Genomic DNA, 14987 nt, shown 5'->3' with positions numbered 1-14987 from the left:
TCCCCATGCAATAAAGAAGCCTGCGTTAAAGCAGGCTTCTTTACATTTGCACGATTACATTTTTGATAAGCTATTTTGTTTGATGGCTTGGCGCTTTATAAAAGTGGCTTTCGACTAGTCTTTGAGTAATAGGATGCTCGGGATGAGTCAGTACTTGGTTGGTCTCGCCAAACTCGACCACTTCACCTTCATGCATCACCATCACTTTATCAGTAATATGCTTAACAATGCCAATGTGCTGAGACACGTACACAAATGACAATCCCATCTCTTCTTGCAACTCGAGGAATAAGTTAATGATCTGCGAGCGCATTGCCATATCCAAACCGTTTAACGCCTCATCAGCGACAATGATGGAAGGTTGAAGAATAAGTGCACGAGCCAAACATACGCGCTGTTTTTGACCGGCAGCTAGCATTTGTGGATAAAAATAGGCGTGCTCAGGCAGCAATCCTACGCGGAGCAGGGTGTTCTTTACACGCTGCATGCGCGCATCTGGCGGCATGTTGGTATTTCGCTTTAGCGGACCTTCTAAAATACGACCAATCTGGATACGTGGGTTTAACGATGTGTTTGGATCTTGGAAAATCATGCGGATGAGCTTGCAGCGTGTCGCGTAATCTTTGTGCTCCAATCGTTCGCCATTCACACGGATCTCTCCGGAGCTTGGTTCAACAACGCCAGCAAGCATACGAGCTAGTGTGGATTTTCCTGACCCGTTTTGACCAATAAAACCAATAGTTTGCCCTGGCTCTAAAGTAAAGCTTACCGGTTTTACTGCCTCATTAACCTGGCGTTTGAACAGACGGGAGCGCGTAACAAATTGCTTCGATAAATTATCGACTTCAAGTAACGCACTCATGACTTTTTCTCCGTGTTCAATGGAAAGTGGCAGTTAAATTTATGATTCTTAATTCGTCTGGTGTGTGGAATTTCTACACATTGTTTCTGCGCATATGGGCAACGTGGTCCGAGGCGACAACCGATAGGTAGATGCTGCAATGGCGGAATCGAGCCCGGTAGGGATTGGAGTTTTTGCTTGTGTGGTACCCAATCATTAAAGTCAGGCATCGCTTTAAGCAAGGCATCGGTGTACGGGTGCTTGGGTGCCGCAATGATTTTACTGGTATCGGCAGACTCCACCGACTGACCACAATACATTACCGTAATACGTCCTGCCCACTGTGTTATGGTCGCTAAGTCGTGGCCGATAAGCAGAATGGTTGTGTTATTAAGTTGGTTCATGCGGCTCAACAGACGCAAAATTTGCGATTGGGTAATCGGGTCTAAGTCGTTGGTTGGCTCATCTGCGATCAGCAACTTTGGTTTGGTCGCTATCGCCATGGCAATCATGACTTTTTGACACTCACCATCAGTCAGTTCATAAGGGTAGCTACCCATTAAACGCTTGTGATCTTTAATACCCACTTTATGCAAAAGCGCGATGGCCTGTTTTTTACGCCATTTAAATCGCTCCCACCATTTCCCTTCAAATGCGCGAGATGGAATGGATTCAATCAATTGACGCCCGACTTCCTCTGAAGGGTCAAGACAAGTTGAAGGTTCTTGGAAAATCATCGCAATATCACGAGCAATGACGCGCCGACGCTCTTTTGGTGTAAGCTGAAGCAAGTCAATATTGCCAAGGCGCATACGGTCTGCGGTGATGCGCCAGTTATCTTTACTTACCCCGACAATCGCTTTTGCAACTAAGCTTTTCCCTGAACCAGACTCACCTACAAGACCACGAATTTCGCCTTCGTTCAAAGTTAGGCTCATTCGGTCAACGGCTTTGACCAACCCTTGAGGTGTTTCGATCTCAATGGTCAAATGTCGAATATCTAACAACGGCATTATTCGATCCCCGCATTAAGCGCTTGACGTACACCTTCACCTACTAAGTTTAGGGTAATAACAGTAAACATGATGGTCAGGCCGGGTAGGGTCACTGTCCAAGGTGCAATATAAATAAGCTCGACAGAGTCACCTAATATTGCTCCCCACTCGGTGCTTGGGGCCTGTGCGCCTAGGCCAAGAAAACCCAGTGCCGTAATATCTAAAATCGCAGCAGAGAGCGCGAGTGTGATTTCAGCGGCAATGACCGTCAGAATGTTAGGAAGAATTGAACTCCACAGTAAGTAGAAATCATTAGCGCCATCAAGGCGTGCTGCCATTATGTAGTCTTTTTCAACTTCGGTGTGGACTGCGATATAAACGGAGCGAATAAAACGCGGAATCAAAGCCAAGCAGATTGCGAGTAAAATATTGAACCCACCAAAGCCTAGAAATGCCACAAAAATGATTGCTAATAAGAGCGACGGGATCGACATGACGGTATCGAGCAAGTGGTTGAGAGTACTCGAAAGTAAGCCTTTCGTCATACCTGCCAATACGCCAATTAAACAGCCTACAACGGCAGCAATTGCGGTGATGGCGACAGCAGCGCCAAATGTTAGCTGAGAGCCCATAATCAGGCGCGAAAGAATATCTCTACCTAAGTCATCGGTCCCCAAAAAGTAATCAACCGTTCCTGCTGGGGCCCATGATGGCGGCACAAGCAACTCACCTGACTGTGCTTGGGCGTCAAATGGTGCAAGTAGGGGGGCAAAAATGGTAATAAGGACGATAAACACCAAGCACCACAAGCCAAACATGGCTAGTCCGTTGGCACGGTAGCTTCGCCAAAAACGCTCAAACTGTGTTGGAATGCGTTCTTCCTGATAAACGTTATTTGTTAGCATACCATTCCTTTCGAACTAAAGGGTTAATCATCGCGCCAATCAAATCCGAGAGAATGTTAGCGGTAAGAACCAAAGTCGCAAGTACCATCACGCCAGCTTGGATAGATGCATAGTCTTGGCTTGCTAGCGCATCTAAAAGCCAACGACCAATACCTGGCCAGTTAAAAATAGACTCCGTGATGATAGCTAAGGTAATCATACTCGAAAGTTGAACACCAACTTTGGGAATGATAGGCGGTATCGCATTCCGCAATACATGTTGAGTTACGATTTCGCGGTTCGAAAGACCTTTGATTCTCGCTGCACGGATGTAGTTTTGGCTCATCACTTCCGCTACCGAGGAGCGCATTAGTCCGACAACCTGGGTGGTTGGAGCCAAAGCGAGCACCAAACATGGCAGTACCATATGCTCAATAACGCTTTGCAGTGCGTGAGCGCGGTATTCGCCTTTCGCCATGAATGCGTCGATAATGGCAAACCCGGTTACATGATCAATTTCGTAAAGTAAATCATACCGTCCCGCAACGGGAAAGAGTTGGTATTCCAATGAAAAGACCATGATAAGTAGCAGAGCTACCCAAAAAATTGGGGCGGAATAACCAGACATCGACATGAATGAAATGCTGGTGTCGAGCCATTTACCTTGCTTCATCCCAGCCACGGTTCCAAGTGGAATACCGATCAAAAGGGACACCAAAAAGGCAAAAAAGCACAGTTCCAAAGTGGCAGGGAATACGACGGCGAGCTCGTCATAAATCGCGTTGCCGTTTTTACTTATGCCAAAATCAAGCTGAGAAAGGTTGATTAAGTAAGTTTGCCAACCAGACCAAAAATCAACGTTTGCCCAGTGCGAGAGAGGGTCAAGGCGAAGCAGAGAAAAACCCACTAATGTAAGGATCATCAAAGTGATGATAAATAGGTTAAAGCGTCGAACGGTATACCAAAACATCAGTGAATTCTCTCAACTCTATCAAACGGTTGGGCATTGAAAGGGCTTGATTTGAAGCCTGTCAGCGATTTGTCGTGCACACGGAACTGCACGCCATGCGCCAGAGGAATAACCGGGAACTCTTGATTCAAAATGTTCTGTGCTTGGCGATATAGGTTCAAACGGTAACGCGGTTCTTGAGTTTCTAACGCCAAATCGAGCAAGAAATCGAAGTCATCGTTACACCACATGGACACGTTAAGGCCAACGCGGTCAGACTCGCAAGATAATAAAGGGCGGAAAAAGTTGTCAGGATCCCCGGTATCACCAATCCAACCTGTTAAAAGTAAATCGATATCGTTGATGTTCTCCAAATCCACACGTTCAAACCTATCATCGGTCAGTAGCGTTAATTTAACCCCAATATCGGCAAAATTCGCTTGGATTAGCTCTGCGGTCTTGCGAGGGCTTGGGTTAAAAGCACGTGGTTCAAGTGGTACCCACATGGTCAATTCTAGGCCGTCTTCGTAGCCTGCATCTCGAAGTAGTGCCAATGCATAATTCCGGTCATAACGAATTTTTACGCTGTCTTTTTGATAAGCCCATGAATTTGGTGGTAGCAAGGTATAAGCTTGGGAGCCAGTTCCGTAGTAAACCGAATCTAAAATATTTTGACGGTTGATCGCTAAGTTAAGTGCTTGGCGAACTCGAGCATCACTCAGCGCGGTGGTTTCTGTGTTTATCGCAATAAAGGAAACGTTGTTAGCTGGTGTAGCCGTCAGCTCAAGGTTGTCATTTTCTTGAATGACAGGTATTTGGCTCGAAATAGGTGAAGAGAGTACGTCACACTCGTTTCTTAAAAGTTTAGCTAATGTACCCGTGCCTCTGTGAGAGATATCGAACACCACTTGTTCCATTTTTGCTGGTGACTTCCAGTAATTAGAATGACGCTCTAATCGAATCAAATCGTTCACTTGGTACTCTTTTAATTGATAAGGGCCGGTACCGATAGGAAGTTGGTCGATTTCTTCTTTATGATCTTTTGCAGCCAATTGCTGTCCGTACTCCGCAGACAAGATAACCGCATGGCTGGTGGCAATATTGGCCAAGAAAGAAAAGTTTGGCTGAGATAACGTAAACCTTACCGTATGCTCATCTATTGCAACCACGTCTTGGAGTAGGTTTTGAAAATCTAACCCTGCAAACCATGGATAAAAACCACCACCTACTTGGTGAAAAGGATGGTCTACATCGATGATTCGCTTGAAGCTAAATACCACATCTTTTGCATTCAATGGGCGAGTGGGTGTGAACCAAGGCGTGGTTTGGAATTTAACACCACGTTTAAGCTTAAACGTGTATTCCGTCCCTGATTCATTTACTGACCAACTCTCGGCGATGCTTGCCACGGGCTGATGTGATTTAGGATCGAGCGTGAGCAGCGTATCGTACAGCTGCGGGCTCAGAGCCTCTGCGGTAATACCGCTATCAATAAGCTGAGGGTTAAACGTGGTCGGCTTACCTTGCCCGCAAAACACAAAGCCAGCTTTGCGAATATCATTGTGGTCAATTTCATCGCCACAAGCGGTCAGTAGGCTAATCCCAATAAGGCTCAGCGATAATCTTATAAAAGTATTCATAATATGAAATGTTCATTGGATCTTGCTCGTTTCGTTTGATCTTACTCTTTCAAAGCTAACAAGCGAAAATGATCTCGCTAATTTATCACCTTTGTGAACTCGCTCCAAACATAAAATCCATACACTGTAAGGTGTTATGCCATAAATGCATGCGAATTAGAGCGCAGTCACGAGCTCGTGTATTGATTGAGTACTCTCGGTCAAGTTAGCTTTGTCCGACCAAACCATATTTTCTAACCATCCCTCGTAATTGGTGATAGCTCAAGCCAAGTAGCTCGGCTGCTTGTCGTTGATTAAACTTGGCTTCTTCCAATGCACGATTGAGTAAATGGATATCTTGTTCCTCTTGCCATTGTTTATAGTCTAGAGGGAATTGGATGGTGTTGCTTGATGCTTCCTCTTCTTGTTGCTCTGCTTGTTTTGCACTATGGCCAAGCGCGCTGTGCCAAACCGTTTCAAAAGGATTGAAAACCAGTTCATCAATTGGGTGAGCATTCAGACCATGTTGGTAAATCGCACGTTCAATCACGTTTTTTAGTTCGCGGACGTTACCGGGCCATTCATATTCAATAAGCGACTGCTGCGCTTTTGGGGTAAAACCGACAAAGTATTCCAGTTGCAGTTCACGACACATTTTCATCGCGTAGTGCTCTGCTAAAGAGAGAATGTCTTCTTTGCGCTCGCGAAGAGGCGGTAACATAATGACATCGAAGGCTAGCCTGTCGAGCAGATCTGCACGAAAATCACCTTGCTCTGCTAATTTTGGTAGGTCGGCATTGGTTGCACAAACAAGTCGAACATCCGCATTGAGAGCGGTATGACCGCCAACTCGCTCATATTCACCATATTCAATGACACGTAATAGCTTTTCTTGAACTAAAAGTGGTGCGGTTGCCAGTTCGTCAAGAAACAAAGTACCGCCCTCGGCACGCTCGAAACGCCCTTTATGCTTACCTTTAGAGCCCGTGAAGGAGCCGGATTCATGTCCAAACAATTCGGAATCTATTAGCCCTTCGCTTAATGTCGCACAGTTGAGTGATAGTAGTGGTTTATCCCAACGTCTTGATAAATAATGCAAACGCTGAGCGATGAGTTCTTTACCCGTACCTCGTTCACCAATGATGAGGACAGGGCGCTCAATGGGTGCAAGTTGTGATACTTTATCTAGTACAGCGAGAAAAGCAGGTGATTCACCAATCAGGTTTTGCTTCATAAAGTCCTTCTTATTTAACAGCCGAGCCATGATTTAGAGATAGAGTTGGTAAATTTCACCAACAGTTGGTGAAAAACATCATAGCACAATAGTGTGTAACGACAACAAAATGAATAACGCTCTGATTTAAAAGAAAATTATAAGTTGGCACGTTACTTGTTATATATTCAGGGAGACACAAGGTTAATCACCACCTTGTCGAGTTTTAATAGGAAAAAAGAGGAGTTCCGTTATGGGTATTTTTTCTCGATTTGCAGATATCGTTAACTCAAACATCAGTGCATTACTGGACAAGGCGGAAGATCCTGAAAAAATGATCCGTCTTATCATTCAAGAAATGGAAGACACACTTGTTGAAGTGCGTACTAACTCGGCTAAAGCGATTGCAGACAAGAAAGAGTTGGCTCGTAAGGTTGAAACGTTAGAAGAGCAAATTGGCGAATGGGGTCAAAAAGCGAGCTTAGCATTAGTTAAAGAGCGCGAAGATCTAGCTCGTGCAGCATTAATTGAAAAGCAAAAGCTAGAGCAAGTAATTAAAGGCCTCCACACTGAGCAAACCTTAGTGGAAGAAACGATCGATAAGCTTACTGGCGAGATTGGTAAGTTGGAAAGCAAAATTGCTGAAACGCGCGCAAAACAGCAAGCACTAGCAATTCGTAACCAAACTGCATCTAACCGTCGTGATGTACAAAAACACCTGCACACTAGCCGTACTAATGAAGCGATGGCGAAATTTGAGCAGTACTCACGTAAAGTGGATGAAATGGAAGCGGAAGCAGACCTATATGCTCAAACTGGTAATGCTAAATCGCTAGAACAAGAGTTTGCAGAGTTGCAGGCACAAGACGAAATTGAAAAAGAGTTGGCAAAACTGAAAGAACAGATGTCATCGAAAGATAAATAAGAAAGGAGCCATTTATGTCGGCATTTTTTATAGCAGGACCAGTGATTGTCTTTTTAATCTTTGTCGCTCCACTATGGCTCTTCTTACACTATCGCAGCAAACGCAAAACAGATAGTGCACTGTCGAGCCAAGATTTAGAGCGCCTTCAGGTACTATCTGAAAAAGCGGAAGCGATGCAGTCCCGAGTTGATACATTGGAGCGCATCTTGGATGCTGAGTCACCAACATGGAGACGAAAGTATGAATAATCGAGAACTGTATCGTGATCCAGTAAATGGCAAAATCTCCGGTGTTTGCGCCGGAATTGCCAACTACTTTGGTGCAGAAGTTTGGTTGATTCGTATTGTAGTGATTTCTGCAGCGCTGTTAGGTGGTACGTTTTTGGTATTGTTAGCGTACATCGCGATGGCGTTTATGTTAGAAAAGCAACCAGTAACGTATTCTGAAAATATCAGAGCGCAGCAAGAGCATACGCTCAAAAGTAAGCCTTGGCAGAAAGGGCAAAGCCCTGATCAACTGCTCAGTGTGTTGGAAAGGGATTTTGACCGTCTTGATGGCAAAATTCGTAACATGGAAGCTTATGTTACGTCTGATACATATAGGGTGAACAGAGAATTCAGTAAGCTCTAGGCATTTTGTATCCAAAGAAGATTTAACTGAAGCAGGCATAAAGCCTGCTTTTTTATCACAAATTACTAATTTTAAAGCACTATTAATCTTTTCTGCTCTGGAAGTTCGTTCAAAATTCATCTACTTTAAAAATAATCCCCCAATTTTTATGGATGAATGTAATGAGAAAATTGCTCATTCCTATTGCCATCTCGGCTGTCTTGTCGGGGTGCGGTAAAGAACTTCCTCCTGTTCCTGAACCTGAATCACGCCCTGCTAAGCTATTTACAGTATCTGTTGGCAATGCCCAGTTTGAGCGACATTTTCCTGCCACGACGGAAGCTGGCGATAGAGCAGTACTGACATTTCGAGTTCCTGGGCTTCTTCAAACGATAGAAGTGAATGAAGGTCAAGTCGTTAGTAAAGGTGATGTTTTGGCGTCATTAAAACCAGATGAATATTCTCTGCTCGAACAGCAAGCTCGGGCAAATTTTTTGCTCGCAGATGTGCAATACAAGCGATACCAAAAGCTACGTAAAGACCAAGTAGTATCTGAGCAAGATTTTGATGAGGCAAAAGCGAATCACAACTCGGCAAAAGCTCAATGGAATCAAGCAAAGGCAAACTTAAGGTATACCAAACTTGTCGCGCCATATGATGGCACCATTTCGTACATTCCAGCAGAAAACCATGAATATGTTGCCGCGAAAGAAGGGGTGATGAATATTCAGTCCAACCAACTCCTCAAAGTGATATTCCAAATCCCAGACTATCTTCTAAATCGTTACACGCAGGGGAGCGATGTCTCTGCCAGAATGATATTTGATGCGTTCCCCGAGCAAGCCTTTGACTTAACCTTTCAGGAAATCGATACAGAGGCCGATCCTAAAACGGGCAGTTACAAAGTCACGATGGTCATGGAGCGACCAGCAGAAATAGGCCTTTTGCCGGGAATGTCTGGCAATGCTTACCTCCTGTCCAAAAGTGCAGGAGCGACAAAGATTCCTAACTCCGCGTTGCTAGAAGAGAACGGCAAAACATACGTTTGGCGTGTCGATGAGCAAGGCATTGTGTCCAAAGCCGCAATTGAGATGAATGACAAAAATCAAGTGTTAGCCGGGCTTAGCGATGGCGACCAAATCATTATCTCGGGTGTCAGTGTAATTGAACCCGGAATTAAGGTAAGAGCGTGGATTAAGGAAAGAGGGCTGTAATATGAAAGGAATCATCTCTCTAGCGACTATACTTTCAACGCTTTTTCTCGTCGGCTGTGGGGATAAGGCGCCAGAAAAAGAGCTCGAAACGCCACGAGTTAGGGTTACGTCATTAGCGGGAAACAAGGTGGACGACAACTTGTACTTCCCTGCGGTTGCGAATGCAGCGGATCGCTCTCATTTGAGCTTCAGAGTCGCAGGAGAAGTCAGCCGCATCATGGTAAAAGAGGGCGACAAAGTCACGAAGGGTGATGTTATTGCAACGCTAGATCCCACTGACTATGAGTTGGATGTAGATAATGCGAGTGCGCGTTTTTCTGTTGTCGACAGTCAGTATCGCCGCTCACGCCCTTTGGTTGATAAAGGCCTATTAGCTAAGTCTCAGTTTGATGAAATTGCAGCACAACGACAAATCGCCTTAGCTGAGCTTCAGTTAGCCAAACTTCGTCTATCATTTACTGCCTTAAAAGCGCCCGTGGATGGGATTATTTCGCGAGTTAATATCGACCAATTCGAAAATGTTCAAGTCGGACAGCATATCGTTAATATTCACAGCTTGGAGCGAGTCGAAGTGTTGATTCAGCTTCCTGACCGCCTCTATGTGAACCAACCGCCAACGGAAGAAAGGCTTACCGCGATCAAAGCATTAGTGCGCGTGCCCAGTGGTAACGAATATAACGCGACGGTAAAAGAATTTACGACTGAGCCCGATCCAACAACAGGTACGTTTACTGTCACACTGTCGCTTCCTATGCCGGAAGAAGAGTACATCCTAGATGGTATGGCTGTTGAGGTAACTTCTAAAGACGAGAATGTTGGGCTTGATCTCAACCTAGGAATTAATGTTCCTATCGAAGCCATTTTTAATGCGGATGGTGACGAGCTGGGGCGCGAAAACAAATTTGTTTGGGTACTGAATGACGACAATACGGTATCGCGCAAACAGGTGCGAGCAGGTAAGGCATCTAAAACGTCCATTCAAATCCTTGATGGTCTCATGCTCAAAGACAAAGTCGTGATTGCCGGTGTTTCTCGATTAAGGGATGGCATGAAAGTGGAAGTGATACAGGAAATGGCTACGCAGGAGGTCGGTCTATGAGCGATCTTAATAAATCAGTGCCTCAAAGTGATGATGATGTGACCGGTATTGCTGCGTACTTCATCCGAAATCGCGTCATCAGTTGGATGGTCGCACTGATATTTTTGATTGGTGGTATCGCCGCATTCTTTGGTTTAGGGCGTCTTGAGGACCCTGCTTTTACTATTAAAGATGCGATGGTAGTGACCTCTTACCCTGGTGCGACACCGCAACAAGTCGAAGAAGAAGTGACGTACCCAATCGAAAAAGCGATTCAGCAGCTTACTTATGTTGATGAAGTAAATTCGATTTCTAGCCGGGGATTATCTCAAATCACGGTCACGATGAAGAACAATTATGGCCCTGATGATCTACCACAAATTTGGGATGAGTTGCGCCGTAAAGTGAACGACCTTAAAGGGACGTTGCCTCCAGGTGTGAATGAACCTCAAGTGATCGATGATTTTGGTGATGTTTACGGGATTTTGTTAGCGGTGACTGGCGACGGTTATAGCTATAAAGAGCTACTGGATTACGTCGATTACTTACGCCGAGAGCTCGAACTGGTTGATGGCGTGAGTAAAGTTTCGGTATCCGGGCAACAACAAGAACAAGTTTTCATCGAAGTATCGATGAAAAAGCTGAGCAGTATAGGTCTTGCTCCGGATACCGTGTTTAATCTTCTTTCGACGCAAAACGTGGTTTCTGACGCAGGAGCGATCAGAATTGGTGACGAGTACATCAGAATTCAGCCGACTGGCGAGTTCCAGAGTGTGGAGGAGCTGGGTGATTTGTTAATTACTGAGTCGGGCGCTCAGGGGCTCATTTTCTTGAAAGATGTGGCGGAAATAAAACGCGGGTATGTAGAAGTACCGAGTAATGTTATTAATTTTAACGGCAGCCTTGCACTGAACGTGGGTGTTTCTTTTGCTGAAGGCGTCAATGTGGTTGAAGTCGGAAAAGCGTTTGATCATCGCCTTGCCGAGCTAAAGTATCAACAACCTGTCGGTATCGAAATCTCGGAAATTTACAGTCAGCCTAAAGAGGTGGATAAATCGGTTAGCGGTTTTGTTGTCAGCTTGGCTCAAGCTGTCGGTATCGTCATTATCGTACTTCTGTTCTTTATGGGGCTACGTTCAGGTCTGCTTATCGGTTTAATTTTACTGCTGACGGTGTTGGGTACGTTCATTTTCATGAAGTATCTCGCGATAGATTTACAGCGGATTTCATTAGGTGCCTTGGTTATCGCGTTGGGTATGCTGGTGGACAATGCAATCGTCGTGGTTGAGGGGATTTTGATTGGTACTCAAAAAGGGCGAACTCGACTCCAAGCAGCGACCGACATTGTTACCCAAACAAAGTGGCCATTACTTGGGGCAACAGTGATTGCGGTAACTGCATTTGCGCCAATTGGACTGTCTGAAGACTCGACGGGCGAATACTGTGGCACTTTATTTACGGTTCTGCTGATCTCTTTAATGTTGAGCTGGTTTACCGCTATCTCGTTGACACCATTCTTTGCTGACATCTTCTTTAAAGGCCAGAAGATTAAACAAGGTGAAGGGGAAGAAAATGATCCATATAACGGGGTTATTTTCGTTATTTATAAAAAGTTTCTTCAGTTTTGTATGCGTCGTGCTTGGTTTACCGTTGTGGTGCTGATTGCGGGATTAGCGGCAAGTGTTTACGGGTTCACCTTTGTGAAGCAAGCGTTTTTCCCATCTTCGACAACGCCGATTTTTCAGTTAGATGTATGGATGCCAGAAGGAACTGATATTCGAGCAACTAACACAACGCTTAAAGAGTTAGAAAGTTGGTTAGCTAAGCAAGAGCATGTTGACCATATCACGACGACCGCGGGTAAAGGCTTACAGCGCTTCATGTTAACGTACGCGCCAGAGAAAAGTTATGCGGCTTATGGTGAGATAACCACTCGTATGGAAAATTACGAAGCGTTAAAACCATTAATGGCGAAGTTTCGAGAGTATTTAAAAGCCAACTACCCAGAAATCAATTACAAGCTCAAACAGATTGAGTTAGGCCCTGGTGGTGGTGCAAAAATTGAAGCTCGCATTATTGGCTCAGATCCAACCGTCCTTCGCACGATAGCCGCTCAGGTCAAGGACATCATGTACGCCGACCCTCAGGCAACAAATATCAGGCATGATTGGCGTGAACGAACCCAAGTTCTTGAACCTCAGTTTAACGAGAGTCAGGCACGTCGCTATGGCATTACAAAATCAGATGTCGATGACTTCTTGTCCATGTCATTCTCTGGAATGACGATAGGCCTTTACCGAGACGGCACGACGCTCATGCCTATCGTGGCTCGTTTACCAGAAGATGAGCGCATTGATATTCGTAACATCGAAGGCATGAAAATATGGAGTCCAGCACAGAGTGAGTTTATCCCACTTCAACAAGTCACAATGGGTTACGACATGCGTTGGGAGGATCCTATCATCGTACGTAAGAACCGTAAGCGTATGCTCACTGTGATGGCAGACCCTGATATTCTAGGTGAAGAAACCGCATCGACGTTGCAAAAACGTTTACAGCCCCAAATCGAAGCGATTCAAATGCCTCCTGGCTATTCACTAGAGTGGGGTGGTGAATACGAATCTTCTGGTGATGCTCAAGAGTCGCTGTTTACTACCATGCCAATGGGGTACTTGTTCATGTTCTTGATCACTGTATTCCTATTTAACTCTATCAAAGAGCCACTCATTGTTTGGCTTACCGTGCCGCTGGCGTTAATTGGCGTCACCACTGGTTTGTTGGCACTCAACACGCCGTTTGGTTTTATGGCATTGCTCGGCTTCTTAAGCTTATCGGGAATGGTGCTCAAAAATGGCATCGTATTACTGGACCAAATTGAAATTGAAATGAAGTCCGGTAAAGAGGCTTATGACGCGGTCGTTGATGCTGCGGTAAGTCGCGTCCGTCCCGTTTGTATGGCTGCTATCACGACGATCCTTGGTATGATCCCACTGTTGCCAGATATTTTCTTCAAACCAATGGCGGTTACGATTATGTTTGGTTTGGGTTTTGCGACAGTCCTGACACTGATTGTCGTGCCAGTGTTGTATCGTTTGTTCCATAAAGTGGCAGTACCGAAACAGGCTTAGTGCTACTGATATAACGATGAAAAATATCGCGCCTCTAGCTCATCAGTTAGAGGCGCTTTTTAAGGAAGAATAATGACAGAACAAAAAACGTGTGCGTGGGCGATGAATCACCCATTAGAGCGCGAATATCATGATTCCGAATGGGGCGTGCCAGTATATGACGACCAAGTCCTGTTTGAATTTATTACGTTGGAAGGTGCGCAAGCTGGCCTTAGTTGGATCACCATCCTTAAAAAGCGCGAAGGTTACAGAGAAGCGTTCGAGAATTACGATCTAGATGCGTTGGAACAAAGAAATGAAGAACGCGCTGAATACATCGTGGAAAACTTCGATGTTGTGAGACATCGCGGAAAGATTAACTCGGTATTCAGTAATGCCAAAGCGGCCAAAGCGTTAATTGCTGAATACGGGAGTTTATCAGACGCGTTGTGGCAGTTCGTGGATGGCGAACCAATCGTCAATCAATGGCAACATATGAGTGACGTACCAGCTTCGACAGAGCAATCCAAAGCCATGAGTAAATTCCTAAAAAAGAAAGGCTTCAAGTTTGTCGGTGAAACCATCTGTTATGCTTTCATGCAAGCCGTCGGCATGGTGGATGACCATATCGTTGGATGTCCTAAAAAGCAGAATAAGTAACGTTTGGCTATTAAGCTAATGTTGTTAGTTCTGGCTATCATGAATACGTTCCAAAGCTTCGATTCGACGCCATTGAGTGGCATCGAAGCTTTGTTTTCTTAAAGCAATGATTTCTGCCTGTTTTTCGTCTTGCCCTAGAAAATCTCTATTCAGAATATTTTGACGCTGCTTTAAGTAAGTGGCGAGTTGAGTCTCAAATGATGCTCTTTTCTCATCAAGCTTTTGCAGCCTCTGCGCTCCGGCATCTCCTACCAGAGCAACACGGGCGATGTACTTGTCTTGTGAACCAAGCTGAGAAGCTTGCTCGAGCTGCTTTGCTAATGCGTTATTGCGTTCACTTTCTCGTATGTAATCCGGTTGTTCTGATAACGCTTGATTAAGAAGGTGTGTTTGACTCTCGATATCCGATGCCTGTGTTTTAATCGTCAGCTTTTCTAAAGCAAGTTGGCGAAGTCGGTTTTCTTCGTCAAACAATAGGGTTATCTGCACCTCGTTAAAGTATTGAAGCTGTAAGTTCAGTATTGCTTCATTCAGCATGGTTAACTGTTCAAGCGTTAGGTGGTTGTGCTGAAAAGGCTCTAATGCAGAGAGTGCTTGCTTGTAGGAAAGGTAGGTTTGAAAAAGTTGGGCATCAATATTCAGAGTTTGCTTTGCTAAAGTGTCATCATTAACTTCCGCTTTGATCGTATCGAGATCTTCTTCGCCCAGCCGGCTAAGAGAATATTCGAAGAAATCTTTTGGGGAAGAGACATCGGCGGCTATATCTTGCTGAGATGGCGAATGGTTAGAGGTTATCTCTTGTTGTTTGTCGCTTTGCAACAGAGAAAGCGCTCCCACGCCAAATATCGAGAGCAGGATAAAAGTGGTGAGAGCGACTTTCTTCATTGTGATGA

14 protein-coding genes are annotated in these 14987 nt (G+C 44.9%); 7 read left to right on the top strand and 7 right to left on the bottom strand.

Annotation, left to right across the window (positions count from 1 at the left end; all coding sequences use genetic code 11):
- Positions 1-70: 70 nt before the first annotated feature.
- The 6 genes from R7035_RS02140 to pspF form a co-directional block, all read right to left on the bottom strand.
- Positions 71-862: an ATP-binding cassette domain-containing protein gene (locus tag R7035_RS02140; RefSeq protein WP_005393308.1), complete on the bottom strand. Its 792-nt coding sequence runs from the start codon at positions 860-862 to the stop codon at positions 71-73.
- A complete protein-coding gene (locus R7035_RS02135) occupies positions 859-1854 on the bottom strand; it encodes an oligopeptide/dipeptide ABC transporter ATP-binding protein (protein WP_005378126.1) in 996 nt (331 codons plus the stop codon). Before R7035_RS02135 ends, R7035_RS02140 begins: the two co-directional genes overlap by 4 nt.
- Positions 1854-2741, bottom strand: a complete 888-nt coding sequence (locus tag R7035_RS02130) for an ABC transporter permease subunit (protein ID WP_005378123.1) — start codon at positions 2739-2741, stop codon at positions 1854-1856. Before R7035_RS02130 ends, R7035_RS02135 begins: the two co-directional genes overlap by 1 nt.
- Positions 2728-3690 carry an ABC transporter permease gene (locus tag R7035_RS02125; RefSeq protein WP_005378122.1) on the bottom strand — a complete coding sequence of 321 codons (963 nt, stop codon included), beginning with the start codon at positions 3688-3690 and terminating at the stop codon, positions 2728-2730. The genes R7035_RS02130 and R7035_RS02125 overlap by 14 nt, the downstream gene beginning before the upstream one ends.
- Positions 3690-5309 (bottom strand): ABC transporter substrate-binding protein SapA, encoded by a 1620-nt coding sequence (sapA, locus tag R7035_RS02120; RefSeq protein WP_262651836.1) that lies wholly within the window; start codon positions 5307-5309, stop codon positions 3690-3692. Before sapA ends, R7035_RS02125 begins: the two co-directional genes overlap by 1 nt.
- Before the next feature lie 205 nt (positions 5310-5514).
- Positions 5515-6522, bottom strand: coding sequence for a phage shock protein operon transcriptional activator (pspF, locus tag R7035_RS02115; RefSeq protein WP_017820869.1), 1008 nt, complete (start codon positions 6520-6522; stop codon positions 5515-5517).
- Positions 6523-6754: 232 nt separating this feature from the next.
- On the opposite strand from pspF, the gene pspA reads away from it, so the two are divergent.
- From pspA to R7035_RS02080, 7 genes are all read left to right on the top strand, one after another.
- Positions 6755-7426 (top strand): phage shock protein PspA, encoded by a 672-nt coding sequence (gene pspA, locus R7035_RS02110; protein WP_005378119.1) that lies wholly within the window; start codon positions 6755-6757, stop codon positions 7424-7426.
- A 14-nt stretch (positions 7427-7440) separates the two neighbouring features.
- Positions 7441-7674 carry an envelope stress response membrane protein PspB gene (gene pspB / locus R7035_RS02105; RefSeq protein WP_005378117.1) on the top strand — a complete coding sequence of 78 codons (234 nt, stop codon included), beginning with the start codon at positions 7441-7443 and terminating at the stop codon, positions 7672-7674.
- Positions 7667-8056: an envelope stress response membrane protein PspC gene (gene pspC, locus R7035_RS02100; protein ID WP_025766867.1), complete on the top strand. Its 390-nt coding sequence runs from the start codon at positions 7667-7669 to the stop codon at positions 8054-8056. Before pspB ends, pspC begins: the two co-directional genes overlap by 8 nt.
- A 161-nt stretch (positions 8057-8217) precedes the next feature.
- Positions 8218-9249 carry an efflux RND transporter periplasmic adaptor subunit gene (locus R7035_RS02095; RefSeq protein ID WP_025766866.1) on the top strand — a complete coding sequence of 344 codons (1032 nt, stop codon included), beginning with the start codon at positions 8218-8220 and terminating at the stop codon, positions 9247-9249.
- Position 9250: 1 nt separating this feature from the next.
- Positions 9251-10348: an efflux RND transporter periplasmic adaptor subunit gene (locus tag R7035_RS02090; protein ID WP_025766865.1), complete on the top strand. Its 1098-nt coding sequence runs from the start codon at positions 9251-9253 to the stop codon at positions 10346-10348.
- The gene (vmeI, locus tag R7035_RS02085; RefSeq protein WP_132936570.1) at positions 10345-13455 is read left to right on the top strand and encodes an efflux RND transporter permease subunit VmeI; all 3111 of its coding nucleotides are present in this window, start codon (positions 10345-10347) and stop codon (positions 13453-13455) included. Before R7035_RS02090 ends, vmeI begins: the two co-directional genes overlap by 4 nt.
- Before the next feature lie 72 nt (positions 13456-13527).
- The gene (locus R7035_RS02080) at positions 13528-14094 is read left to right on the top strand and encodes a DNA-3-methyladenine glycosylase I (protein ID WP_005378109.1); all 567 of its coding nucleotides are present in this window, start codon (positions 13528-13530) and stop codon (positions 14092-14094) included.
- Positions 14095-14118: 24 nt separating this feature from the next.
- Here R7035_RS02080 and R7035_RS02075 read toward each other — a convergent pair whose 3' ends face one another.
- Positions 14119-14979, bottom strand: coding sequence for a lipase secretion chaperone (locus tag R7035_RS02075; RefSeq protein WP_025766863.1), 861 nt, complete (start codon positions 14977-14979; stop codon positions 14119-14121).
- Positions 14980-14987: the final 8 nt, after the last annotated feature.

Source organism: Vibrio sp. 1731 (assembly GCF_033339955.1).
GTDB lineage: Bacteria > Pseudomonadota > Gammaproteobacteria > Enterobacterales > Vibrionaceae > Vibrio > Vibrio alginolyticus.
This window is presented reverse-complemented; position numbering and strand designations above follow the sequence as displayed.